Consider the following 24,145-nt stretch of genomic DNA (forward strand, 5'->3'; position numbering starts at 1 on the left):
GTTTAACGTTTTACTGCATCAATCTTGAGCATTCTCGCTATAACCTTATCCAACTCATCCTGTTCAAAAATGACTTTCCAGTCAGGCTGAATTATTTTCTCACGACCATATTCCATAGCGATCATACAGGCATCGGAGAAAGGATTAGTTGAACGAAACGCAACAGCCAACGCTATTTGTATGTGTCCATAGAGCATTGCACGGGCGGCTTCAAGAGGAACTCCACTGTGTTTAACCGTTTCATCAAGCGCTTCCTTCATGAAAGCACCGGCCATACAGGCCACAGTTTCAACAAGAGTTGGTTCAAGATACGCAAGCTGAGTGACGGTAACCCAATGCACTTCATTGACCGGACCATACATGACCTTGATAACTTCGCTCAGTGACTCTTTTTGCTCAGCAGAGCCCCCTTCAAAAGATGCAGCGATGTGCTGAAGTGCAGCAACTCCACCGAATGCATCCTGGTGCTCTTCCTTCGTGTAACGCTCAAGGAATACAGATGGGTGGCATGGATGGGCAACAGCATATTGAATGTCATTACGCTGCGAGATCAAACCTGCATAAGCAGCCGCAGGATCCAGCGTCAGCAGCACAGCCCCCTCTTTCATCTGAGGCACAACGCTTTCGGATACTTTTCCGAGAACGATATCAGGTACTGCAAGGATAACCACGTCGCTTTTAACAACTACACTCGCTGCATCTGATAATTCGCGCCCCTGTTCGGATACGAGTTGTTGTGCAACAGGAGAGTTTTCGCAGTAGAAAACGTTGTAAGCACTTTTCTGCAGATTGGCAGAAATTCGCATACCCATTTTTCCACCGGCACCAATAACAGTAACGGTTTGATATTTTCTGGCCATAACAACCCCCTTCAATTCATTCTTCTAAGAGCTTCAGATTCAGGCTTCCTGAACCTGTGGAGCTTGCGACTCAATCATCTGGCCAATTCGGTTTACGATCAGAGAGAGAGAAACGGCACCAGCATCAGGTGTACCTAAACTTTTTTCAGCAAGTGGTCGCGCACGCCCCATTTTTGGTAAAAGATTTGCAGTGGCACCCGCTGCGTCACTGGCAACTATTGAAGAAATTCTCCAGGCATCATTTAACGACTTCTGCTGCTGAACCTGCTCGCACAAGGCTTCACTGAACGGAACGAGAACATCAACCAGGGTTTTATCTCCTACCTTGGCCTTACCAAAATGCATGATTCCTTCTTTCGCTTTTTTGATACCATCAGCTACTCGATGCGCATCAGGTACCAGAGAATCGCCGATAGTCGAAGCGATTGAATTTAATGCAACGCCCCAAATAGCCCCCGAGGTTCCCCCCGCTTTATCGGCCCACTCATCAGCAGCTCGTCCCAGCAACGTTCCTGCGCCAGCGCCTTTTTCTAACATCTCACGCGCCTTCTCTACTGCAGCCCTTGAACCACGCTCCATCCCGATCCCATGGTCACCATCACCAGCAACCGCATCAATATGCCCCAGGTACTCACAGTTTGTTTTGATTGTCGAATGGATAGCTTCAAGAATAATAAAAATGCACGCGGCACTTTTACGGGATGCCAGTGATGCATCAGGAATGATTTCCTGCGGCTCAATTTGAACCTCATCAGGGCTCAGAACAGGTGCAGGTTCAACGCTTCCTTTCCTGAACGCAGGAGCATTAGCTGGCTGTTTCCAGAATTTTTCCAGATCATCGTCCAGCCACATGATGGTCAGAGATGCACCAGCCATGTTGAAGCTGGTGACAAACTCGCCCACTTCGGGCTCGACAACAGTAACGCCCCTTTCAGTCAGAAGTTTTGCGACCTTACGGTAAACAACAAACAGTTCTTCATATTTTACAGAGCCCAGACCGTTTAAAATCACGGTCGCCTTTGCCCCATGATTAACGCTGACTCCCACCGGTATTTCTGACATCAGCCGGTCGATGAACAACTCGGCAAGATCATCCGCCAGTGGAATATCTGATTCGCTGATTCCGGGTTCACCGTGAATACCAAGCCCAATAGCCATGCGATTTTCAGGAACGGAGAATAACGGTTCAGTCGCACCAGGCAGGGTGCATCCTGCAAATGCGACACCTAACGTTCGGGTACAGGAATTAGCTTTCTTAGCAAAAGCGACAACTTCATCAAGTGAATAACCCGCGTCAGCAGCTGCACAGGCAACTTTAAAGACCGTCAAATCTCCTGCAACACCACGGCGTTTTTCAATCTCATCTACTGAAGCGCTTGAAATATCATCAGTTACGAGAACAATCTCGCAGGGAATCCCTTCAGCGCGAAGTTTCTCGCGAGCCTGGCCAAAATGCAGTACATCACCAGCGTAGTTGCCAAATGCAAGCACCACGCCCCCACCTTTGTTTGCCGCTTTTGAAACGTTATAAATTTGCTGGGCTGAAGGTGAAGCGAAGAGGTTACCCATCGCAGCGCCGTGAGCCATTCCCTGCCCTACCAGACCCGCAAAGGCTGGATAGTGGCCAGACCCTCCTCCGATAATAACGACAACGCTTCCATCTGCTGTCTTGGTATTGCGTACCACGCCACCTGAAACCTGGCGGAGCTTCTCCGAATTGGCGGCAACAATGCCTTCCGTCAGCTCTTTTGCGAAGTCTGATGGGTCATTAAATAGGTAGGTCATTTGACGCTCCAATGATTAATGTTTTGCTCATATGAACACTAACCAAACATTTGTTGCGTTAAAATCACCTCAATTCAGAAATGTGACGTTCATCAACCTATATATTTTCCCCAATAAATATCATCCGTTACGGTGAGTCAGCTTTATTGTTGTTACTGAAAATGCAAAAAAACGTTTTAAATAGGATGCAACATAAGAACATCATATGTTCATTAGATTTATCTCAACGTGGCGTTAAATTCTATTCAAGAATAAAAGCTGATTTTTTAGTTCCTATCCACATTTAGGGTTGAACTCTGTATTCCACACATGAATTACAAAATTTTTCCTGTTCGGTTTTCAGCCCGTTCTTGATTCGGTAAATCACAAGGTTTCGATTGGAGGTTTGAAGTGACTGTTAATGCAAAAGATATAGAATTTCTTGGCTTTGACGTGTTTGGCACCGTTGTTGACTGGCGTACTGGTGTAGCCAGGGCATCTGAACCCTTTTTACGTAAATATCATCTGGATGTAGATCCTTTCCTGTTTGCCGATGAATGGCGCTCACTCTACCAGCCAGCTATGGAAGAAGTACGTACTGGTCGTCGCGGATGGGTTAAGCTCGGCGTACTGAACAGGGAAAATCTGGAGGCTGTTCTTGCCAGACATAATGCTGAACTATCGGCGATCCCTCCCGCTGAACTCGATACACTGAACGCAGCATGGGAGAAACTCGATCCATGGCCAGATACAGTTGAAGGCTTGAACAGATTGAAAAAGCGCTTTTTCCTGGGCACGCTCTCCAACAGCCATATTGCAGGGATGGTGACGTTGGCTCGTTTTGCTCATCTTCCCTGGGATGCAATTTTAGGTGCAGAACTGGCCAGAAATTATAAGCCGAGACCTGAAACTTATCTGGTTTCTGCAGATGCAGCTGGCGTCAAGCCTTCACAGTTTGCTCTGGTCGCTGCACATAATGATGACCTTTTAGCAGCAAAAGAAGCGGGCCTGAAAACGATTTTTGTTTTCAGACGAACTGAACATGGCCCATCTCAGTCGATTGATCTTTCTGCTGAACACGACTGGGACTACGTTGCGGAAGATATGATTGATCTGGCCAACATTCTGAACTGCCCGTAATCCTGTAGCGCCGGTGCTTCCGGCGCTTGCTTAGTTACCGTCATTACTTTCACCCCTGATTCATCATTCCCACGGTTAACATCGTTCCTGACCTCAGAGCCTGCTTAATCGGCTTACGTAAAGTACGTGATATCAGACTGCAACATCATTGTTCAAATAAAAAAACGCACCGTTTAAAAGGTGCGCTTTTGTTTTTTAATATTTTAATTCAGATACTTACCTTCAGTTTCAGGAGAGACTATTTTTTCAGCGAAAGAACTGCTTATCTTCTGCCGATCGAGTATTACAAGTGTAATGGCAGACATCATCATCGCCCCTCCTACAACAAACATCGCGACCTCATAACCACCAGTTGTATCTTTAAGGAACCCGGTGACAAACGAAGCCACGAATCCTGCAAAGTTTCCAATTGAACCAATCAGGGCGATACCCGCAGCCGCTGTTACGCCAGACAGGAATCGCGCCGGAATTGACCAGAACACAGGAAATGCCGCAAAAATACAGCTGGCGGTGACAGTAATTACGGCGATGGTGGCTGTTGGAGAACCCGCATAAAGTGCAAGCGGAACTGAAATGGCTCCAATCGTCGCCGGCAGAGCAACATGCCAGATAGCAATCCCTTTTTTGTGCACATAGTGAGACCACAACAGGAGTGCCGCTGCGGCTGGAAGGTATGGAACCGCTGTAAGCAGACCGCGATCCAACACGGTAAGCGGAGCACCTATAACTTTTTCGAAGCCTGAGATGATGGTAGGCAGGAAGAATGCCAGGGCATAGAACCCATACACCAGACCAAAATAGACCAGTCCCAGCGCCCATACACGACCATTGGTAAAGGCATCACGGACACGAGGATGTACACCTTTATTACCTTTTGCTGCATCTTCACGTTCAAGCTCGCGAGTTAACCACTCAGCTTCTTCCTTTGTTAACCATTTCGCATCAGCTGGCTTATCTGTGAGATAGAAGAAGGCAGCGATACCAACGAGGATCGCAGGAATGGAAACGCCAAGGAACATGACGCGCCAACCTTCAAGGCCGAACAGGCCATGAGCATTAATCAGCATGCTCGCAATCGGCGCACCAAAAACAGTTGTTAGGGGCTGTGCTACGTAAAATGTGGCCAGAATTTTTGCTCGATGGCGTGAGGGTACCCACACGCTCAGGAAGAAAATAGCTCCTGGGAAAAAACCGGCTTCTGCTACGCCTAGCAGGAAACGTAGCGCTACAAGCTGTTCGTAATTCTGAACCCAGGTGAACAGCATAGATACGATCCCCCAGGAAACCATAATCCTGGAGAGCCAGCGTCTGGCTCCAAATTTGTTAAGTAGTACGTTATTGGGCACTTCAAGCAAGATATACGCGATAAAGAAGATCCCTGAAGCCATTCCAAACTGGGCAGCAGTTAGAGATAAATCAGAGTTAAGGCCATTTGGTCCAGCAAAACCTATTGCCACGCGATCCATGTAGTTGATGAAAAACATCAGCGCCACAAACGGCACGAGCCTGATCATGATTTTCTTAATCGCTGATTTTTCAATTTGTGCACTGTCAACAGTGCCAACTGAGCTTGATTCTATATTAGACATGGTACCCCCAATTACTTGGATGCTTACTCATTTAATAAGGCTCAACATGAGTGAGTCACACTTGATTTTCTGATTTACGGGCTCTAACGCAGAGGCTTCCCTGAATTAAGGCAACGCGATAAAAGGGCCGAATTTTCTGCTCTTATAGCTCAGAGGCTGACTTTAAGACTCTTAACTGGGACCCTTACATATGATTATGTATTGTGCATATGTTATAGGCTAGTTAACGTTTTATTAATAGTGATCCGGCTCACGCATCAATCAGCCTGTAAATAACCCAATGCTTTTCGCTATTTTTTGTGACAATGATCTTCTTTTGTAAGTGTTATCGTTTAGCTTCGCTCACAAACAAAAGAACACAATAAACTCATATGAACGGGGCGAGCGGCTATCACTCCCCCTGAAGAAGAAGAAATGGTGTTTGGAAGGATGGGGGGTACAGGAAAGAGCCACCAGCCGTATATTGACTGGCAGCTGACTAAACGTGACTAACTGTGTCCCATTACAGAATGTGGCACATAGTGTTCTTCGAGAATGCGAATTTCTTCGTCTGAAAGTTCAATATCTAGTGCAGCAATAGCATCATTGAGTTGATCTGGGCGGGAGGCACCGACGATTGGCGATGATACCTCAGGCTTCCTTAATACCCATGCAAGTGCTATCTGAGCCATTGGCACACCCCGCTCATCAGCGACCTGACTGACTGACCGGATAACCCTGTTATCAGCTTCAATAGTGTTGCTGAAGAGTTTTTTATTGATCTCATCTGTATTTGAACGCTGGGTTTCGGTACCCACCGGCCGTGCAAGTTTTCCTCTGGCCAGAGGACTCCAGGTCATTAATCCTACCCCCTGATCTTTACACAGTGGGATCATCTCGCGTTCTTCTTCGCGGTACAGCAGGTTCACGTAGTTTTGCATTGAAACAAACGTGGTCCATCCGTTCTTACGCGCAATCTCCTGTGCTTTGGCGAACTGCCAAGCGTACATTGATGATGCACCTATGTACCTCACCTTGCCGGATTTAACCAGGTCATGCATCACTTCCATAGTTTCTTCAATCGGTGTGTCATAATCCCAACGGTGTAACTGATACAAATCGATGTAATCCGTCCCCAGCCTCTTCAGACTTTCATCAACAGCGCTCAGTACCGCTTTACGTGACAATCCAGCAATATTTTTTCCTGCGCTGGCGGGTGAGATCACCCCTTCTGGAGGAAAGAATGCTTTTGTGGCAATTACAACTTCCTGCCTGCGGGTAAATTCTTTAACGAGCTTACCAACGATCACTTCTGAAGTACCTGCAGAATAACTATTGGATGTATCAAAGAAAGTAATACCATTCTCTACAGCTTGACGAAATATCGGTCGCGCTTCCTCCTCTCCAATAGTCCATGGATGAGCACCGGATTTAGGATCACCGAATGTCATACATCCAAGACACAGGCGAGAGACATCTAATCCAGTCCTGCCCAATTTGTTATATTTCATACTTTCTCCGGTTAACGATTTATTTTAGATTGATGATTAATCACGAATCTTCAAATGATTTTCAATATTGACATTGAACGGAAAGTTTATTTATTGAATATAATTCAATGTTAAATTGAATTATTCACAATGTTCCACATTCACTTCATCACCCTACTAACCCTTCAAAACAATAATCCTCATCATCTCCGAGAGTTACGTTAATCATACTTTTGATTTTAGGTTGGAAGAGTCATCAAATGAACTCACATGTAACATTTGAACCATTAAGCGCAATTTTAAAAGCGACTCACAAGACCGATTTAGATGAATTTAGTTTGTTTTGTGACCTTAATCATATTGCTATCACTTAAATAGCTTACCCAGCAATAGTTGTAGCCTTGATCATATGAACACTGTATGCTCATATGATACAAACCTATCACTCACTACTTAACAGGCTGAATTTTATGAAAATAGCAATCGGTGCTGATGATGCTGCGACAGAGATGAAAAATGCCGTCAAGGCTTTTCTGGTAGAAAAAGGTATTGAAGTAGCTGATTTCAGCCATGACTTACCAGGTAATGCCCAAATTTATCCTGACATAGCTCATAATCTCGCAACGGCAGTTGCTGCAGGCGACTTTGATCGCGGAATACTGGTGTGCGGCACCGGTATTGGAATGGCGATTGTGGCAAATAAGGTTAAAGGTATCAGAGCTGCTCAAGTACATGACAATTATTCTGCCGAACGATCCCGTAAAAGCAATGACGCACAAATTATGACGATGGGCGCACGGGTTATTGGTATTGAGCTTGCGAAATCTCTAGTGCAAATCTGGCTTGATTCAGAATTTGAAGCCGGACGTTCTGCCTCAAAGGTTGAGCGTATTAATTTCTATGATGATGAAAAATAATTATTCCATCCTATCTTTTAACTCTCATCTCGAAGGTGAAAATGAGCCAGTTAGATGAATTAAAAAAAATGACAGTTGTTGTGGCAGACAGTGGCGATTTTGAAGCTGTTTCTCAATTTAAACCCGAAGATGCTACCACCAACCCATCTCTTATCCTTAAGGCTGCTGAGATTTCTCACTATCAGAATCTGATTGATGATGCGATAAAATATGCTGTTTCCCAAGGTGGCTCTGACCAGACACGGTTGATTAACGCATCAGATAAACTGGCAGTGAACTTTGGTTTAGAGTTATTAAAAGTGGTTCCAGGCAGAGTTTCAACCGAAGTAGACGCCCGCTTCTCATTTGACCGCGGAATGAGCCTTTCTAAAGCCAGAAAACTCATAAGAATGTACGAAGAACAAGGTATTGACCGCTCACGCATTCTTATTAAGCTCGCCGCAACTTGGCAGGGCATCAGAGCTGCCGAAGAACTCGAACGTGAAGGCATCAACTGCAATCTGACCCTCATATTCTCATTTGCACAGGCCAGAGCATGTGCGGAAGCAGGTGTATATCTCATTTCTCCATTCGTTGGCAGGATCACTGACTGGTACCAGGCGCGTTCGACGTCAAATTCTTATGACGTTGCCAGTGATAAAGGCGTTAAGTCCGTAACTCAAATCTACAATTACTTCAAAGAACGACGTTACCCTACCATTATTATGGGGGCGAGTTTCCGCCGCACAGATCAGATCGTCGCTCTTGCCGGCTGCGACAGATTGACGATTTCCCCTGGACTGCTTGAAGCGTTGAAAGCGTCCAACGCACCTTTAAATCGCATGCTAACCCCTGAGGTTCCTTACCGAGATCGAGCATCAGCGATGACTGAGGCTGAATTTTACTGGGAACACCATTCAGATGCCATGGCAGTTGAGAAACTGGCAGAGGGCATCAGACAATTCGGTGTTGATCAGATCAAGCTTGAATTAATGATTAAGGAACGATTTAACGAGGTAGAAGTACAAAATGTCTGATCGCAAAACACTCGCTAATGCCATTCGCGCGTTAAGTATGGATGCAGTACAGAAAGCTAACTCGGGACATCCGGGTGCCCCAATGGGCATGGCGGACATCGCCGAAGTGCTTTGGCGTGACTTTCTGAACCACAATCCGACTAACCCGCAGTGGGCAGATCGCGACCGCTTCGTGCTGTCAAACGGTCACGGCTCCATGCTGATTTACAGCCTGCTACACCTCACCGGTTACCATCTGCCGATGAGCGAGTTGCAGAACTTCCGTCAGCTGCACTCTAAAACTCCAGGCCACCCGGAATACGGCTACACCGCAGGCGTTGAAACCACCACCGGTCCACTGGGCCAGGGTATCGCTAATGCGGTGGGCTTCGCCATTGCGGAGCGCACGCTGGCGGCACAGTTCAACCGTCCTGGCCATGACATCGTCGATCACAACACCTATGTGTTCATGGGCGACGGCTGCATGATGGAAGGCATCTCACACGAAGTGTGCTCTATCGCCGGTACCCTGAAACTGGGCAAACTGGTTGCTTTCTATGATGACAACGGCATCTCAATCGACGGTCATGTTGATGGCTGGTTTACTGACGACACCGCGATGCGTTTCGAGTCTTACGGCTGGCACGTCGTCCGTGGCGTAGATGGTCACGATGCAGAAGCGATTAAGAAAGCGGTTGAAGAAGCGAAAGCCGTTTCTGATAAACCTTCACTGCTGATGTGCAAAACCATCATCGGTTTCGGTTCACCAAACAAAGCCGGTACCCACGATTCGCACGGCGCACCGCTGGGTGACGACGAAATCGCATTGACCCGTAAGCAACTGGGTTGGAACCACGCGTCGTTTGAAGTCCCTTCAGACATCTACGCACAGTGGGATGCCAAAGAAGCCGGTCAGGCAAAAGAAGCCGCATGGGATAATAAGTTTGCAGCATATGCGGCAGCACACCCTGATCTCGCGGCTGAGTTCACACGTCGCATGAATCACGAGCTGCCAGCGAACTGGGAAACCGAGTCTCAGAAGTTCATCGAACAACTGCAGGCTAACCCAGCTAAAATCGCCAGCCGTAAAGCGTCTCAGAACGCCATCGAAGTCTTCGGTAAGATCCTGCCGGAATACATGGGCGGTTCTGCTGACCTGGCACCGAGCAACCTGACCATGTGGTCGGGCGCAAAGCCAATAAACGAAAACGCAGCAGGCAACTACATTCATTACGGCGTGCGCGAGTTTGGTATGACCGCAATCGCTAACGGTATTGCTCTACACGGTGGTTTCCTGCCGTACACTGCGACTTTCCTGATGTTTATGGAATATGCCCGTAATGCCGTGCGTATGGCTGCATTGATGCAAGTGCGCCAGGTAATGATTTATACCCATGACTCAATTGGTCTGGGTGAAGATGGCCCAACGCACCAGCCGGTTGAGCAGATGGCCAGCCTGCGCGTGACGCCAAACATGAGCCTATGGCGCCCCTGTGACCAGGTTGAGTCAGCTGTAGCCTGGAAATATGCGATTGAACGCCTTAACGGCCCAAGCGCACTGATCTTTTCACGTCAAAACCTCGCCCAACAGGATCGTACCACTGAGCAACTGGCTAACGTGGCGCGCGGCGGTTATGTGTTGAAAGACAGCGAAGGAACGCCTGAGCTAATCCTGATCGCTACAGGTTCAGAAGTCGAGCTTGCAGTTAATGCTTACAAACATCTGACTGCAGAAGGTATAAAAGTGCGCGTGGTTTCAATGCCATCAACGGATGCCTTTGACAAGCAAGATGCGACTTACCGTGAATCCGTGCTGCCAAAAACTGTGTCAAAACGCATTGCGATTGAGGCAGGTATTGCGGACTACTGGTTCAAATATACCGGTCTGAATGGCGCAATCATTGGTATGCGATCATTCGGCGAGTCAGCTCCTGCTGACGTTCTCTTTGACGAATTTGGCATTACTACTGAAAACCTGATAAAAAAGGCTCAGTGTCTTCTGAACGGTTAAAATACTGAATAATGAGCCCAAACGGGCTCATTATTATTTTGTCCGAGATTAACTGATCATTCTCCTTTATACAGTCAGATTTACCCACTAACTCCCGCCTTACTTGCAGCTCTGCATTACGGTCAGTCTGACATCTATGCTCTGTGTTCTTAATCACCAATTTCGCAGCTTAATCGCGGCTGTTCTCCTTGAGATTTGCTACTTCTGATACAATGTTCTTTTGCATTCAGCCTCAGGCAGGTGGAGAGTAACGTCGTTATGGAACAAGACATTCAGGCACAGGATTACGAGATACTGACTGAAATTGCTATCGCCTACTATCGTGACGAAGTGACACAGGAAGAGATTGCAAATAAGTTCGGCTTTTCGAGAATGAAGATTGGCCGTATGCTAAAAAAAGCGCGGGAAGAAGGCATTGTCGAGATCAATGTTAAATATCATCCTGTTTTCAGCACGCAGCTGGAAAAGCTTTTACTGGAACGTTTTCCCATCAGCCGGGCGTTAATTGCCATAGATCACAATGATGCCGATGAGCAACGTCGCCTTGTTGCAGCTATGGTCTCTAACTACCTGTCTGCAAACCTCAAGGACAATATGATCGTTGCGGTCGGACAGGGGCGCAATGTCGCGGCAGTTGCCGAGACGGTTTCCAGCACCATTCAACCACGTAATACCCGTTTTATCTGTGGAATTGGCGGAACTCATCGGCCGGGTGATGTAATAAACGCCGACCATATCAGTCGCCTACTTGCCCGTAAGTTCGGCGGTACCAGTGAATCCCTTTATGCACCGGCTTACGTCGAAAATGCGGAACTGAAATCCTTGTTCCTGCAAAACGGTACGGTTAAGGACACGCTTGATCGCGCGCGAAAGGCTGACATAGCTCTGGTAGGCATTGGCGACATGAACAGTGACAGTTATATGGTGCAGTTAGGCTGGTTTACGCCTCAGGAAATTAATGACGCCAGCATCCGTTTAGGCGTTACCGGTGATATCGCGGGGTTTGATTTCTTCAACGCTCAGGGGCATCACGTGAATACAGTGATGGATGATCGTGTCATCGGTTTAAGCGCTGAAGAACTCAAACAAATCCCATGTGTAATCGCTATCGCTTCCGAGGGGACCAAAGCAATGGCTATCGTCGGCGCACTGCGAACTGGTGCGATAGACATCATCGCAACCAGTGCTAAAAACGTCAGAACGCTACTGAGTATCAGCCAATAATAAAAAGGCCTTTCGGCCTTTTTTAGTTAAAGGGATGAGACCTCAAAGGTTCGTCTGACGTTGCTGCTTCAACCAGAATGGCAAACGATACTGCACCGGCATCTGGCGTACCCAAGCTCTTCTCGGCATGTGGTCTGGCTCTACCCACTTTGGGAAGAAGACTGGCTGTTCCGAGTGCTGCTTCAGTGGCTGCGGAAGATGCCGCAAGCCAGATGTCGGAAAGCGTCCCCCCATGGTCTTTACTCTCACTAAAGACCTTACTGAAGGGCACCAGCGCGTCGACCATGGTTTTGTCGCCTACCTGGGCTCCAAACTTAAGAATGGCGTCTGTTGAGTCTCGTACTGTGCTGATCATCGTATTAAGATCCGGCACTGCTTCATCGCCAATTCTTGCTCCAGCTGAAGACAATGCCGCTCCCCACAGGGCACCTGACGTTCCGCCAGCACGATCGCTCCAGGCATCCCCTGCAATTTGAAGCAAGCTGCCCGCACCGGCTCCTTTGTCGAGGGCCAACTCTGCAGCACGTACCGCGGCCTGTATGCCGCGATTCATACCGATACCGTGATCGCCATCCCCAGCGACGGCATCAATTTTTCCAAGCAGCTCAGCATTCAGATTGATGGTTTCAGCCAGAATACGCAGTTTTGCAAGTATAAAGGCAGCCAGCTGCTGTGAAGGGAGAGAACCAGGGTTAAGTGCAGCTGACGATTCGTTGTTTCGCGCCATTTCATCTGCAGTTAATCTCTTAGATTCGATCCCTGATCCTTTTTTATACCCCGGCGCGCTGGCAGGAGCTGACCAGAGGGCTTCGAGCTCGTCATCAAGCCAGAAAATAGTAAGTGACACGCCAGCCATATCAAAACTGGTAACAAGTTCACCCACTTCAGGCTCAACAATAACGATACCTCGCTCCTTAAGCAGCATATTGACCTTGCGATAAACCACGAATAGTTCTTCATATTTCACTGAGCCAAGGCCGTTGAGCATCACAACAATTCGCGCGCCCTTTTCAGTGCAGATTCCGGCAGGCCACTCTTGTTTAGCGAGAACAGCTTCAACCATTAATGCGGCCAGGTCATCGGCGGTTGGCGTATCGATTTCATTAATACCCGGCTCCCCGTGTATGCCCATACCGACTTCCATACGTCCTTTCGGTACATCAAAAAGCGGTTCGTCTGACCCAGGCAAATAGCACCCTGAAAATGCCACGCCGATAGATCGGGTATGCTCATTGGCCTTTTCCGCGAGCCTTGTAACTTCGTCCAGTGAGTCACCACGCGCAGCAGAAGCACCGGCTACTTTGAACACGGTAAAATCACCTGCGATGCCGCGTCGCTTGCTCTTTTCAGCAATTGCAGCGCTGTAAACATCATCGGTCACCTTCACAATTCGGCAGTCTATGCCCTCTTTTTGCAACTCTTCAGCGGCATGGCCAAAGTGCAGGGTATCGCCGGCGTAGTTTCCAAAGCTGAAAATCACGCCACCATCATGATGGGCGTTTTTGGCTACCGAATAAATTTGCTGTGCGCTGGGAGACGCAAAGAGGTTGCCCATGGCGGCTCCATGAGCAAGGCCTGGCCCGACAAAACCGCAGAATGTCGGGTAATGCCCAGATCCGCCACCAATAACCAGGGCGACCTCGCCTTCCGTGACCTTGGTCGAACGAACAACGCCTCCCCTGACCTGCATCACGCGATCGGCGTTGGCCGCAACGAATCCCTCAATCATTTCATCGACAAAATCATCAGGCACATTGTGAATTCGAGTCATGTCAATTATTCCACGTCAGAAGGGAGTGACAGCAGATCTCTTATCGATTCGCTTAGCAGTTGAGGTTTTTCTTCAGGAACCCAATGGCCACACTCTGGTACCACAATTTCAGTGACTTTATTCGCCATTCTGCGCAGGGATGTGGCAACTTCTCCACCGCGTCCCCAGTAGCCCCCACCGCCCAGAGCGAGACAAGGGATCGTCAGCTTTTCAGTTCTGGCCTCATTATCACGGATGTCCTGCGTAACCTCACGGTAATAGGCAAACCCCGCACGCAATGCGCCTGGAGTGTTCAGGTTTCGCATGTATTCATCACGGGCTTCACGCGTAATTGCAGCGCGAGTGTGACCGTAGTTCTCAAAGAACCAGTCAAAATAGTATTCTTCTCGCCCGTTGATCAGCGCTTCAGGTAAATCAAGCGTCTGCAGGAATGAGTGGTGCCACCGTTTCCCCCCCTGCCCGATATTTGGCTGACCGTCGCCTGGGATAGCAACGTCAATCACCCCCAGATGCGTTACACGAGTGGGATTATCCGCAGCAACCGCAAAAGCAACAGTTCCGCCCCAGTCATGACCAACAACGGCAAATTTATCTACACCCAGTTTGTCCAGCAGTTCGATTACGTCGCGGCCAAGCGTACGTTTGTCATAACCTGATGCCGGTCGCGTCGTATCCCCCAGTCCTCTCAGGTCAGGAGCGATGATCCGATAGTCTTTAGCAAGACACTCAATGACCTCCCGCCAGCAATACCAGCTTTGCGGATAACCATGCAGCAGGACAAGAGTCTGCTTTCCTTCACCTGCCGTTACATAGTGAACAGTGAGATCGGTCAGCTTTTCATAATGATGTTCAAACATAAGATTCCCATTCTTCATAATGATAGAGATTTAATTTTGTGGGCTGCTTAATCCCGGATGTTTTGCATTTAATTTGTGAAATCGGTTGTAGTACCCGATCACGCATCCCAATATTGCAGCAACGATAAGGATGTAACCCAGTACGTAAAATCCGCCCTGTGCAATGGACTTTCCGCCTGACAGAAAGCCCACAAGCAAAGGGCCGATTACGCCACCGAAGTTTCCGATTGTGAGCACGAGACTGGATGCATAGCCCGTCTGGTTAGCAGGAACTTCATTCAGAGCCCATGGCCACCATGGGCCAAATGCAGCGTGGATACCGACACCGGCAATAATGAGGAAGACAATTTGCGCAGTAATACCACCGCCAATGAAATGCTGCAGAAGCAGTGCTATACCCGCGATGAAGACGGGAACGACAACATAGGGAGTACGATTCGAGCGCGCTTTATCTGAGGCGCTGGCGGCGAAAACCATTCCTATCGCGGCAAAAACAAAAGGAATAGCAGTGAGCAACCCAACCGCTTCGATTCCACTTCCTGATGCTTCCGACAGCAGCGTTGGAAGCCATTGGTTAAATCCGTATAACCCTGTCATCCAGAGCAGGTAGACCAGACCAATGAGCCAAATTCGTAGATTAAAATAGACCCCCCTGATAGCTCCCTTATCGCGGGTATCAGCAGTTGTGTCTTCGGTATGTGCAGAAATGTAATCACGCTCTTTTTCATTCAGAGAGGCATCATGTACCGGGCTTTCTTTCAGCATAATTGCCACCAGTACCGCAATAATTAACGGGGGGATCCCCTGAATCACAAACATTTCTTTGTAGCCCAGACTGCCTATCAACCACCCTCCCATTGGGGCCATGATCAGCGCAGAAATTGGAATTGCGAGAAGACACAGTCCGGAAATGCGCCCTCTCTCCCAGGCAGGAAACCACTTAACAAAAAAGATAGTGATTGCTGGGAAGACAAACCCCTCTCCAAGCCCGAGCAGCAGACGAACGGCAATTAGCTGAGCAAAGTCTTCTGTCAGGCCCGTTGATGCGGAGGCGAGCCCAAACACAATCAGGGCCAGAACCATGCTCCTTTTTGCCCCAAACCGCGTCACGACGAGCCCAGCAAAAGCCAGGCTAAAGACATATCCGCCAAAAAAGGCAGATAGCAGCAAGCCCATTTCTGACGAGGTCAAGCCAAGCTCTCTGATCATGGACGGGGCTGCAATGGCCATATTCGTCCTGTCAATGTAAGCAACCAGATAGGTGATGAAGAGCATCAGCCCCACCTTGCTCCAGCGAATATTGGATGCCCCGGATGGTGGTGGAGGATTAGTAAGTTTTGCGATAGCCATTATTGTTATCTCGTAGTCGTAGGGTACGGGCAGGAAAGGCTTGTTATGCGAGCAGCGGAGACAGACGTCGCACGGCGTCTGAAACTTCTTCATCCTTCGTGGCAAATGGACTGTTGTGGGTTTCCAGCTCCAGTACGTAGTCTCCGTGGTAGCCTAAGGAAGCTGCCGTTTCAAAGAAGTCACGGAAGTTAATATCCCCATCGCCAATGACCCGTCGGATATCACCATCTACCGCATCTCTTAAATGAATCAGGCGAGTTCGCTTTGCGAACGACTGATAGGAGAGACTTACATTTTGTCCGGGAGCGCGGATGTGTGAAGTGTCAAAAATGAATTTCACGCGAGGATCCAAGAGCTTATCGAGTAAATTCACGCGCTCAGGGGTATTAACAAGACGGAAGAAATGCGGTGCTTCAACAGCAATCTCGACGCCATAAGCTGCGCCAAGCTCATAACACCGAGCCAGCCCCTCTGCCACACGACGGATCTGGGTAACTACATCATCCTCAGGCTGTTCTTTCTCGCCGCTGGTCAGAACAATAAGGGGGATCTGGTGCTCAGATGCAAATCTAGAAAGCTTAGTTACACGCTGGTAAATCATATTGTTATCAATATCAGAATTAAAAGATCCTGTATCAGCGTTTATACTGGTAAAACGCAGCGTTGAATTTTTTAAAACGATAGATGCCGCTGTTAATTTATGTGTTTCAGCCTGTGGTGGAATATGTTCACACAATCCTGCAAGTGCGGCCAGATCGACACTTTGAAAACCCATTTCCTCAATCGTTTTTAACGCATCCGCTAAACTCCTGTCTCTGAAACACACTGTTGAACAGGACAGTTGTTGAGGGATTAGTTTATTAGTTAAATTCAACATTAATGGTTCCTCCATCTGAGTATTTTTATTTCTTTAATTAACTAACGCCCATTGGAAAAAACTGTCAATTGGTTTAACCCAAACTTCGTTCTGATTTGCAGAAATTATGAGTGCCATCACAAATGAACAATGGCTAATCATTTGATCTTGACTCAGCTTATACATGTGATAGAACACACATAACAAAAAGTTATTTAAAATTCTTTGGTCAGGAGCATTGCATGTCTACCCTAACTTTTGTAGGTACCGGCGCGATTGGACTTCCAATGGCACAACGTCTTTCAGAGGCCGGCCACTCCGTAACCGGTGTCGATCCGTTTGAGGCCGCACGTGTTCGTGGCCGTGAAGCCGGGTTATCGATGGTAGAGACCTATACTGAGTCTCCCCCAAATGACGTGGTTGTTGTCATGGTTGCAACGCCTGCACAACTGGATGACCTGGTGGCAGAAGCGACTCTTGAATCCAATCGCAACAAAATCGCATCTTCTCTCTGGATCATAATGTCAACTGTAGGGCCTGACTCAGTTCATCAGGCTGCAGTGAAGCTAGCAGAACTCGGTGCGCGGGTTGTTGATGCACCTGTTACTGGAGGCGTCTCCGGCGCTGTTGCAGGTAAGCTCACCGTCTTCGCCTCGGGAGCAATTACCGATGTTGAACAAGCTCAGATATTGCTAGCTAATCTGGGAAATATCCGCAACGTAGGAAGCCTTGTTGGAAACGGTCAGTCGGTTAAGGTCGTCAATCAGCATCTCGCGTCGGTACATCTTGTGGCCGCAGCTGAAGCCCTCGCACTCGCTAAACACCTCGGCCTGAATCCTGAAGAAGTCTTTGAACTGATCCGACATGGTGCTGCAGGTTCATGGATGTTGAATGATCGAGGACCCAGAATGCTCCAGGGCGAAGGTGCCGACGTGCTGAGTACAATCGGGATCTTTGTAAAAGATTCAGGGCTTGTCGCATCCGCGGCAGAAAATGTTGGTGCAGCCACACCACTTTTAAACGCTGCTCGCGAACGGTTTGATCTTGCTGCATCACGTGGTCAGGCCAAAGAAGATGACAGTAGCGTGATTAAAACTTTCCTGTAAGGAAGCTCAACAATGCCAGGGGGCTATTACCCCTGGTTAAATCACTGCCAAAAATGAACCTCATAACGTTTCCACGCAACACACCATATGAACAAGCATTTATCATATGAACGAATGAAAATGACCTCTTTTCTTCCCCCAGCCCCCCTTTAGCGTCATCCCACAAACCTCACTGACGGTTCTTATTGCTTTTGAAAAGAGTATATTCCCCCCCCCCTCACCCTGCTTATATTTTAAACCAGCGACGCACTTTATTGTTGAGAAAAAATACACTCTCCATAGATATAAGGTCACAAGACAACGTTTAACTATACATGTTATTTTTATATCCCTGCAAAAATAAAAAAACATCAATATATTGCACTTCCCTCACTTCTTAATTTCATTATCCTGAGGAATAGTCACAATGAGTGAAAAGAAAAATGAAAAGGTTAACGTTGAAGAGTCTTCAAATACCACTGAAAATATGTCAGGAGTTGACAGAAGGAAATTCCTTCAATACGCAGCAGGCTCAAGCGCGTTAACTGTTTTGGGGGCGGCGGCTGTCACGACATTAAGTTCCGGTTCGGCTAATGCAGCACCTGCCCCAGTTCGCGCAGGCGCACCACTTTCTCTCTATACCCAACCTTTTCCGGTTAAAGGGTATGCAGTACGAACAGCTGGCGGGAAGCTGAGCATCTTCGATTTTCGTCGTCGTGCGGTCGGACCAAATGATGTTGTGATTGACATACATTATTGCGGGGTCTGCCATTCCGATATTCATACCGGCCACGGTGACTGGGGCCCGATGAAATTCCCACTGGTTACCGGTCATGAACTGGCAGGTGTTGTTGTCGCGCTAGGAAGCGGAGTTAGCGAATTTGAAGTAGGCGATCACGTCGGTGTCGGATGCATGGTGAATTCATGTGGAGTTTGCAGCGACTGCAGAGCGGGAATGGAACAATACTGTCAGGTAGGACCAACAATGACCTACGGAAGCCCTGTACCTGAAAGTGTAGAACCCACCGGTGTTACTCAAGGGGGGTATTCCACAGCAGCTGTAGTAAATAAAGATTTTGTTATAAAAATTCCAAAAGACTATGACCTTGCTGCTGCTGGACCAGTTATGTGTGCTGCAGTTACCGTTTACTCTCCGCTTCGCCACTGGCAGGTAAGAAAAGATTCAAAAGTGGCAATTGTAGGTATGGGAGGGTTAGGACACCTTGCAGTGAAGCTCGCCAAATCAATGGGGGCTGAAGTGGTGGTATTTACTACGTCTCCGGATAAAGCAGACGATGCCCGCCGTTTTGGTGCCCATGGCGTGGTTGTAAACTACGATGCAGAAAAATTAAAAAAGTTAAACCGACACTTTGACTTTGTGCTGGACACTGTTCCTTACCAGCATGAACTTGATCCGATCATGAACACGATGAAACGCGATGCAACACTTTGCCTCGTTGGCATCGGCAAGGTCTCTGAGCCGAATCAGTTATCACCGTTTACAACGGTATTGCGGCGCTACAGTTTTGCAGGATCGACAATTGGTGGCATACGTGAAACTCAGGAAGTGATTGATTACTGTAACCTTCACGGTATCAAACCTGACTACAGGCTTATAAAGCCTTCAGATATTAATCAGACGTGGTCGGATGTTGTCGCTAAAAAAGCCAGATATCGCTATGTGATGGATTTAAAGCAGATATGATTTGAACGGTTTGAGTGTCTGACATGATGTAATGACGCTTTTTTTAGAGTTTATACCATGAAAAAGAGCCCGGACCCGGGCTCTTTTAACACTCACCACCCCTGCAATGTAGGATGGATGACAATATCATTTATCGTTAAGTTCTGAGGCTTATCCAGTGCATAAGCTACTGCATCGGCAACCTCTTCAGGAGAGATTGCAATTTCATTGAGCTTTTTCGCAATACCCTTTCCTTCATTATTTTCAACCTTATCCGCCCAACCAGTGTTAATGACACCAGGGCTTATCATCGATACCTGAATGCCCTCACCTACCCCAATCTCTCTTCTCAGGCTTTCTGTGAGCCCCCTGATGAAGAATTTTGTTGCGCTATAAACCCCGCTTGCGTCACCGGTATGGATACCTGCAACCGAACTCATGTTAAGGATGTGACCATGTTTTTGCTTAACTAATACAGGTAAGAACACAGCCAGAGCATTCAGATAACCATGGATGTTGGTATCGATCATTTTCTTCCAGTCATCCAGTGCCACATCCTTCCAGTTGGAAAACAGCATCAACCCGGCATTATTAACCAGATGGTCAATTCTTCCATACTTTTCCAGAACATATTGCCCGAGTGATTTCAGGCTCTCAATGTCGGTTACATCCGTAACTTTATAATCAGCATATCCACCACTATCCTTGATCTGATTAACAATAGATTTTAACTTTTCTTCATTCCTGGCAGCTAAAATAACTGTACCACCATGCTTAGCAATTCGAATTGCTGAAGCGGAACCAATACCTGATGACGCACCTGTAATGACAGTAACTGTTTCACTTGTAATTGACATTAAACTTCCTTTATTTGAATGAATTTCATCACAAGTCAATATAGTTTAATTTAACCACCCAGTCACAGTAAGCAATTTAAAACCTTACGATGAAATAACAAATTAATTTAATTTCTCATTGTTTTTCATGAAGATACATTTGATGTGCTATTTTATAAATGAACCATTGAATAAATATCATCAATAGCAAGCCATTGATTTTAAATACCTTTTACTCTGGATGATGTATTTTGGATTAACCCGAAATACGAATCGGAAAACAAAACATAAAATCAATGCTAGCCTTAAATTGGATTTTTAAATTCAGATGAGGATAATTATGAACAGAAAAACTGCATTGATTACCGGGGCTTCGAACGGAATTGGATACGAACTGGCGAAAATTTTCGCTAAAAATGGCCATAACATAATTGCTGTTTCTCGTGGAGAAGAGAAGTTAAATAAAGCCTGCGAAGAGTTACGGAAATCAGGCACTGAAATATTCTCCTATCCTGCTGATCTCAGCAACTATGATGATATTGAATCACTAAAAAAAAGGATTGACAGCGAAGGCTTATCAATTAATGCAATGGTCATAAATGCAGGCCAGGGCCTTGGTGGTAGATTTATCGGCGGAACTGAGCTTAGCAAAGAGCTCAATTTGATTCGTCTTAATATTGACTCCTACGTCCACCTCTCAAAAGTCTTCCTTCCCGAGCTGATAAAAAACGGTGGGGGTCATGTTCTGATGACCTCATCAGTATCAGGTACATCGCCTATCCCCTTTGAAGCCATCTACGGTGCTTCAAAGGCATTTGTTAACTCATTCTTCTGGGCCATCAGAAATGAGTTGAAAGGACAAGGTCTCAATATGACATTACTCATGCCTGGAGCAACGCAAACGAACTTCTTTAATAACGCAGGCCAGGCCAATACCAAAGTAGGAGCAAGCCAGCCAACGACACCTGAAGAGGTTGCAGAACGCGCATGGTATGCCCTCATGAGCGGCCATGAATACGTGTACGGGAGTGATGATGCTGAGCATGAGGGTGATATCCTTAACCGTATCCAAAGTGAGTCTCAGAAAGCACAGCGACATCGTTTAATCTCTGAACCGGACTCCGCTGGCCAGTAAGTCATCCGGGTAACAACGCCATGTTGTTGCCCCTTTTCCTTTCTCTCCTCTCTACCGTACAGCCTTCATTGGGAGTCATCCTGTCTTCTGTGGATGCTCTTATCTCAATTTTGAAAAACAGTTAATGACACCATTGTTGAATTTAATTAAAAATAGCTCTCACGGGCCTTGTAATAATTGAATATTAATGCAAGGGCCATTTAAAAAAATTCAACGATGGAATATGGCTCATGCCTGTAAGACCAATCGCTAAACTTTCCCGCCGCGATCTTGCCGACCTTAACGCATTCAGAGCCGTTGAACGGCTACGAAGCTTTACCCAGGCTGCTGTCGAACTGGGTATAACGACTTCAGCCCTGAGTCATTCAGTTCGTAATCTTGAAGCTCGCCTCGGCGTTCGCCTTCTGAACCGGACCAGCAGAACAGTCGCGCCTACTGATGCAGGTGCTTCTCTCGCTTCGCGTCTTGAAATTGGTTTCAAAGAAATTGGCGATGCACTCGATGAGATAAACAATTTTCGAGACCGACCCGTAGGGCGACTTCGAGTGAATGCTCTCTGCGATGGCGCCCGTCTCATCCTCGCTAAGCATCTTCCACGATTTTTACAGGCCTATCCTGAAGTGGAAATTGAGATAGCAGTCGATGATAAGATGGTAGATATCGTATCTGGAGGATTCGATGCTGGTATACGTTTCGGCGGTACAGTTCCTGAAGATTTCGTGGCAGTAAAACTTGGCCATGACTTGCGATGGGTTGCCGTTGCATCACCCCGTTATCTGTTTCGTCGGCAGAAACCTGTCGTCCCTGAAGATCTACGTTCTCACTCGTGCATTCAGATCCGTATGGGGTCCGGAACGATTTACAGGTGGGAGTTCAGAAAAGGCGATGAATACCGGGCAATTGAAGTGCCAGGGCAGACGTGCGTAAATGAAACGACAATGGGTGTAGAATTGGCCCTCGGCGATGTGGGAATCACTTATTGCCTTGAAGACAGGGTTAGCGATTACATCAAACGCGGGGAACTTGTCGAAGTATTATCCGACTGGGCTCCGATCGAACCTGCAATGCATCTGTACTATCCTGGTCACAGGCAAATACCTCAGGGCCTCAGAGAGCTTATCGACATGCTCAAAGATGAGACCAATTCATAACTTTTGGTTAAAGGAAGCGTCAACCAAAACGCTTATGTGGGCGATCAGAATTTATACGCCATACTCAGCCAGTATTTTCTGTTTACTGGCTGGGTTTAACCCAGATGACCGAAGCTGCATCATGCATCAGTCCCTCCTTCAGCCCAAAGAGATACACAAGCCATTATAAATTGTCATTCCAAACACTCGGTATGATAACGGTGAGCGGCCATACAGTTTACTGTGTGGTCGGGAAGCGTTGGGCAAGCCGTCAGGCGCGGCAGTCAACTGACGTTATCAACATATCCACTGGATAGATCAATTCTTTCAAGATCATTAGAAGATCATATAGAGATCACCAGCCTCCTATCTTAATGATCTCAAAGCAAAAAACAGCACTTTGGATATCTACTTTCATGAATAAGGTCTCTACTTTCATGAGATGGGTATCCACTTTCATGACAATGCGATCTTTCTGACCTGTGGGTGTGGATAAGTGGGAAACGACAACAAAGTCATAGACATAAACAATCCTTTTGCCATCGTAAAAAAGGATTCAGAAACAGTTTATCTACTGGAGCCGAACAGCAACAAAACCGTTCAGCCGGTGGCATTGCTGCGTCTGAGCGTCTTCACGCCCGTGGCCCCCAAGGAAAAAGGAAAGCGTGACTTTCTGATCGATGCGTCAGATGAGCTCTCAAGCCTGGAAGTTGCGAAGCGCGAAGGTTACACGGACATAAAGATCCAGGGCGCGAAGCTCAGCATGTCGACAGATTTTAAAACGTGGCTCGGCATCATTATGTGTGTGATTCATAGACATCGTTGCAGCCATCGGTTACAGCTTCGGGGCCACCATCGCGATGGATACGAAGCTCGCCAAAATTTCAGCAGCGTCAGTGACCATTGTCAGTTACTACGGGTATGTCCAGGAATCGGCAGACGCTGCCGGGCGGCTTAGACAACAGCTCCCCGCCTTTTACTTTGCACTCTATGCCGAGAAGCTGGAAATGCTCTATTTCATCATTGAGCCGGTCATCAGCAGAAATGCCCACCTCCACTTCTTCCCGTCGTCAGAGGATGAAATCGCTGACGCCATCATGCGGATAATCAGATGAGTAATTACTTCAAAACCTGGCTGCGTCGCCAGCTGCGTTTTTTTGCCAGCACCCTCATTCCTGCAGTGCTGATCATTGGGTTCGGGATGCTCGCGGTGACGTTCTGGCCATCCATAGCGTGGGGGTCAACTGCCCTCTTCGCGCTTGTTGTCATCGGCCTGACCTTCTGGTTAGTTTAGGTCTACCCACCTTTCGTGGTCCTACCATTATCAGGACGTATATAACTGTTTTGGGTGGTGAATCTTTCGCGCATCTTCATCCGGAGATGCCAGCGTTGATACCACTGCTTATCGTTAAACCCCTAAGCACTTGATGGCCGAATAATCATTCGAATGTCATGAAAGTTAATCGTTTAGA

Annotated in this window: 19 protein-coding genes and 1 pseudogene; 11 read left to right on the top strand and 9 right to left on the bottom strand. The window is 47.3% G+C overall.

Annotation, left to right across the window (positions count from 1 at the left end):
- Nucleotides 1–2: 2 nt before the first annotated feature.
- Nucleotides 3–860, bottom strand: coding sequence for a phosphogluconate dehydrogenase C-terminal domain-containing protein (locus AC6I8W_RS27365; RefSeq protein WP_497839683.1), 858 nt, complete (start codon nt 858–860; stop codon nt 3–5).
- Between the two features lie 39 nt (nt 861–899).
- Nucleotides 900–2,645 (bottom strand): dihydroxyacetone kinase family protein, encoded by a 1,746-nt coding sequence (locus tag AC6I8W_RS27370; RefSeq protein ID WP_497839684.1) that lies wholly within the window; start codon nt 2,643–2,645, stop codon nt 900–902.
- 390 nt (nt 2,646–3,035) lie between these two features.
- Between AC6I8W_RS27370 and AC6I8W_RS27375 the strand changes: the two genes are divergently transcribed.
- Nucleotides 3,036–3,764 carry a haloacid dehalogenase type II gene (locus AC6I8W_RS27375; RefSeq protein WP_497839685.1) on the top strand — a complete coding sequence of 243 codons (729 nt, stop codon included), beginning with the start codon at nt 3,036–3,038 and terminating at the stop codon, nt 3,762–3,764.
- Between the two features lie 203 nt (nt 3,765–3,967).
- Here the strand turns inward: AC6I8W_RS27375 and AC6I8W_RS27380 are convergent, their stop codons facing one another.
- Nucleotides 3,968–5,353 carry an MFS transporter gene (locus tag AC6I8W_RS27380; RefSeq protein ID WP_497839686.1) on the bottom strand — a complete coding sequence of 462 codons (1,386 nt, stop codon included), beginning with the start codon at nt 5,351–5,353 and terminating at the stop codon, nt 3,968–3,970.
- Between the two features lie 488 nt (nt 5,354–5,841).
- Complete coding sequence (locus tag AC6I8W_RS27385) at nt 5,842–6,843, bottom strand: aldo/keto reductase (protein WP_497839687.1); 1,002 nt, start codon at nt 6,841–6,843, stop codon at nt 5,842–5,844.
- Between the two features lie 449 nt (nt 6,844–7,292).
- On the opposite strand from AC6I8W_RS27385, the gene rpiB reads away from it, so the two are divergent.
- The 4 genes from rpiB (at nt 7,293) to AC6I8W_RS27405 (ending at nt 11,969) form a co-directional block, all read left to right on the top strand.
- The gene (rpiB, locus tag AC6I8W_RS27390; RefSeq protein WP_497839688.1) at nt 7,293–7,739 is read left to right on the top strand and encodes a ribose 5-phosphate isomerase B; all 447 of its coding nucleotides are present in this window, start codon (nt 7,293–7,295) and stop codon (nt 7,737–7,739) included.
- Between the two features lie 41 nt (nt 7,740–7,780).
- Entirely contained in the window at nt 7,781–8,755 is a 975-nt protein-coding gene (gene tal, locus AC6I8W_RS27395; RefSeq protein ID WP_497839689.1) for a transaldolase, read from the top strand.
- The gene (tkt, locus tag AC6I8W_RS27400; RefSeq protein ID WP_497839690.1) at nt 8,748–10,745 is read left to right on the top strand and encodes a transketolase; all 1,998 of its coding nucleotides are present in this window, start codon (nt 8,748–8,750) and stop codon (nt 10,743–10,745) included. The genes tal and tkt overlap by 8 nt, the downstream gene beginning before the upstream one ends.
- Nucleotides 10,746–11,003: 258 nt before the next feature.
- Complete coding sequence (locus tag AC6I8W_RS27405) at nt 11,004–11,969, top strand: sugar-binding transcriptional regulator (protein WP_497839691.1); 966 nt, start codon at nt 11,004–11,006, stop codon at nt 11,967–11,969.
- Nucleotides 11,970–11,991: 22 nt separating this feature from the next.
- Here the strand turns inward: AC6I8W_RS27405 and AC6I8W_RS27410 are convergent, their stop codons facing one another.
- From AC6I8W_RS27410 to AC6I8W_RS27425, 4 genes are read right to left on the bottom strand one after another with little or no spacing between them, the layout of a single operon-like run.
- Nucleotides 11,992–13,740 carry a dihydroxyacetone kinase family protein gene (locus AC6I8W_RS27410; protein WP_497839692.1) on the bottom strand — a complete coding sequence of 583 codons (1,749 nt, stop codon included), beginning with the start codon at nt 13,738–13,740 and terminating at the stop codon, nt 11,992–11,994.
- Nucleotides 13,741–13,745: 5 nt separating this feature from the next.
- A complete protein-coding gene (locus AC6I8W_RS27415; protein ID WP_497839693.1) occupies nt 13,746–14,597 on the bottom strand; it encodes an alpha/beta fold hydrolase in 852 nt (283 codons plus the stop codon).
- 30 nt (nt 14,598–14,627) lie between these two features.
- Nucleotides 14,628–15,947, bottom strand: a complete 1,320-nt coding sequence (locus AC6I8W_RS27420; RefSeq protein ID WP_497839694.1) for an MFS transporter — start codon at nt 15,945–15,947, stop codon at nt 14,628–14,630.
- Between the two features lie 43 nt (nt 15,948–15,990).
- Nucleotides 15,991–16,824 (bottom strand): sugar phosphate isomerase/epimerase family protein, encoded by an 834-nt coding sequence (locus tag AC6I8W_RS27425; RefSeq protein ID WP_497839695.1) that lies wholly within the window; start codon nt 16,822–16,824, stop codon nt 15,991–15,993.
- Between the two features lie 179 nt (nt 16,825–17,003).
- Between AC6I8W_RS27425 and AC6I8W_RS27430 the strand changes: the two genes are divergently transcribed.
- Together AC6I8W_RS27430 and AC6I8W_RS27435 are read left to right on the top strand one after the other, a co-directional pair.
- The gene (locus tag AC6I8W_RS27430) at nt 17,004–17,909 is read left to right on the top strand and encodes an NAD(P)-dependent oxidoreductase (RefSeq protein ID WP_497839716.1); all 906 of its coding nucleotides are present in this window, start codon (nt 17,004–17,006) and stop codon (nt 17,907–17,909) included.
- Between the two features lie 406 nt (nt 17,910–18,315).
- Nucleotides 18,316–19,593 carry an NAD(P)-dependent alcohol dehydrogenase gene (locus tag AC6I8W_RS27435; protein WP_497839696.1) on the top strand — a complete coding sequence of 426 codons (1,278 nt, stop codon included), beginning with the start codon at nt 18,316–18,318 and terminating at the stop codon, nt 19,591–19,593.
- A gap of 92 nt (nt 19,594–19,685) precedes the next feature.
- Here AC6I8W_RS27435 and AC6I8W_RS27440 read toward each other — a convergent pair whose 3' ends face one another.
- Nucleotides 19,686–20,429, bottom strand: a complete 744-nt coding sequence (locus tag AC6I8W_RS27440; protein ID WP_497839697.1) for an SDR family oxidoreductase — start codon at nt 20,427–20,429, stop codon at nt 19,686–19,688.
- Nucleotides 20,430–20,748: 319 nt separating this feature from the next.
- Between AC6I8W_RS27440 and AC6I8W_RS27445 the strand changes: the two genes are divergently transcribed.
- From AC6I8W_RS27445 to AC6I8W_RS27460, 4 genes and pseudogenes are all read left to right on the top strand, one after another.
- Complete coding sequence (locus AC6I8W_RS27445) at nt 20,749–21,543, top strand: SDR family NAD(P)-dependent oxidoreductase (protein WP_497839698.1); 795 nt, start codon at nt 20,749–20,751, stop codon at nt 21,541–21,543.
- A 230-nt stretch (nt 21,544–21,773) separates the two neighbouring features.
- On the top strand, nt 21,774–22,694 hold the full coding sequence (locus tag AC6I8W_RS27450) for a LysR family transcriptional regulator (RefSeq protein WP_224934919.1): 921 nt from the start codon (nt 21,774–21,776) through the stop codon (nt 22,692–22,694).
- A gap of 496 nt (nt 22,695–23,190) precedes the next feature.
- Nucleotides 23,191–23,472, top strand: a pseudogene (locus AC6I8W_RS27455) (protein RepA); the annotation flags it as partial.
- 312 nt (nt 23,473–23,784) lie between these two features.
- On the top strand, nt 23,785–23,967 hold the full coding sequence (locus AC6I8W_RS27460) for a hypothetical protein (protein ID WP_497839699.1): 183 nt from the start codon (nt 23,785–23,787) through the stop codon (nt 23,965–23,967).
- The last annotated feature ends 178 nt before the right edge of the window (nt 23,968–24,145 follow it).

It is taken from the genome of Pantoea sp. X-Soil-TKNS-1211 (genome assembly GCF_059730495.1).

Bases quoted from the DNA above. Each gene is read 5' to 3' on its own strand.
- AC6I8W_RS27415 (WP_497839693.1), bottom strand. From the start codon at position 14,597: ATGTTTGAACATCATTATGAAAAGCTGACCGATCTCACTGTTCACTAT.
- AC6I8W_RS27385 (WP_497839687.1), bottom strand. From the start codon at position 6,843: ATGAAATATAACAAATTGGGCAGGACTGGATTAGATGTCTCTCGCCTG.
- AC6I8W_RS27460 (WP_497839699.1), top strand. From the start codon at position 23,785: ATGAGTAATTACTTCAAAACCTGGCTGCGTCGCCAGCTGCGTTTTTTT.
- tal (WP_497839689.1), top strand. From the start codon at position 7,781: ATGAGCCAGTTAGATGAATTAAAAAAAATGACAGTTGTTGTGGCAGAC.
- tkt (WP_497839690.1), top strand. From the start codon at position 8,748: ATGTCTGATCGCAAAACACTCGCTAATGCCATTCGCGCGTTAAGTATG.
- AC6I8W_RS27440 (WP_497839697.1), bottom strand. From the start codon at position 20,429: ATGTCAATTACAAGTGAAACAGTTACTGTCATTACAGGTGCGTCATCA.
- AC6I8W_RS27410 (WP_497839692.1), bottom strand. From the start codon at position 13,740: ATGACTCGAATTCACAATGTGCCTGATGATTTTGTCGATGAAATGATT.
- AC6I8W_RS27450 (WP_224934919.1), top strand. From the start codon at position 21,774: ATGCCTGTAAGACCAATCGCTAAACTTTCCCGCCGCGATCTTGCCGAC.
- AC6I8W_RS27445 (WP_497839698.1), top strand. From the start codon at position 20,749: ATGAACAGAAAAACTGCATTGATTACCGGGGCTTCGAACGGAATTGGA.
- AC6I8W_RS27370 (WP_497839684.1), bottom strand. From the start codon at position 2,645: ATGACCTACCTATTTAATGACCCATCAGACTTCGCAAAAGAGCTGACG.
- AC6I8W_RS27405 (WP_497839691.1), top strand. From the start codon at position 11,004: ATGGAACAAGACATTCAGGCACAGGATTACGAGATACTGACTGAAATT.
- rpiB (WP_497839688.1), top strand. From the start codon at position 7,293: ATGAAAATAGCAATCGGTGCTGATGATGCTGCGACAGAGATGAAAAAT.
- AC6I8W_RS27435 (WP_497839696.1), top strand. From the start codon at position 18,316: ATGAGTGAAAAGAAAAATGAAAAGGTTAACGTTGAAGAGTCTTCAAAT.
- AC6I8W_RS27425 (WP_497839695.1), bottom strand. From the start codon at position 16,824: ATGTTGAATTTAACTAATAAACTAATCCCTCAACAACTGTCCTGTTCA.
- AC6I8W_RS27365 (WP_497839683.1), bottom strand. From the start codon at position 860: ATGGCCAGAAAATATCAAACCGTTACTGTTATTGGTGCCGGTGGAAAA.
- AC6I8W_RS27380 (WP_497839686.1), bottom strand. From the start codon at position 5,353: ATGTCTAATATAGAATCAAGCTCAGTTGGCACTGTTGACAGTGCACAA.
- AC6I8W_RS27420 (WP_497839694.1), bottom strand. From the start codon at position 15,947: ATGGCTATCGCAAAACTTACTAATCCTCCACCACCATCCGGGGCATCC.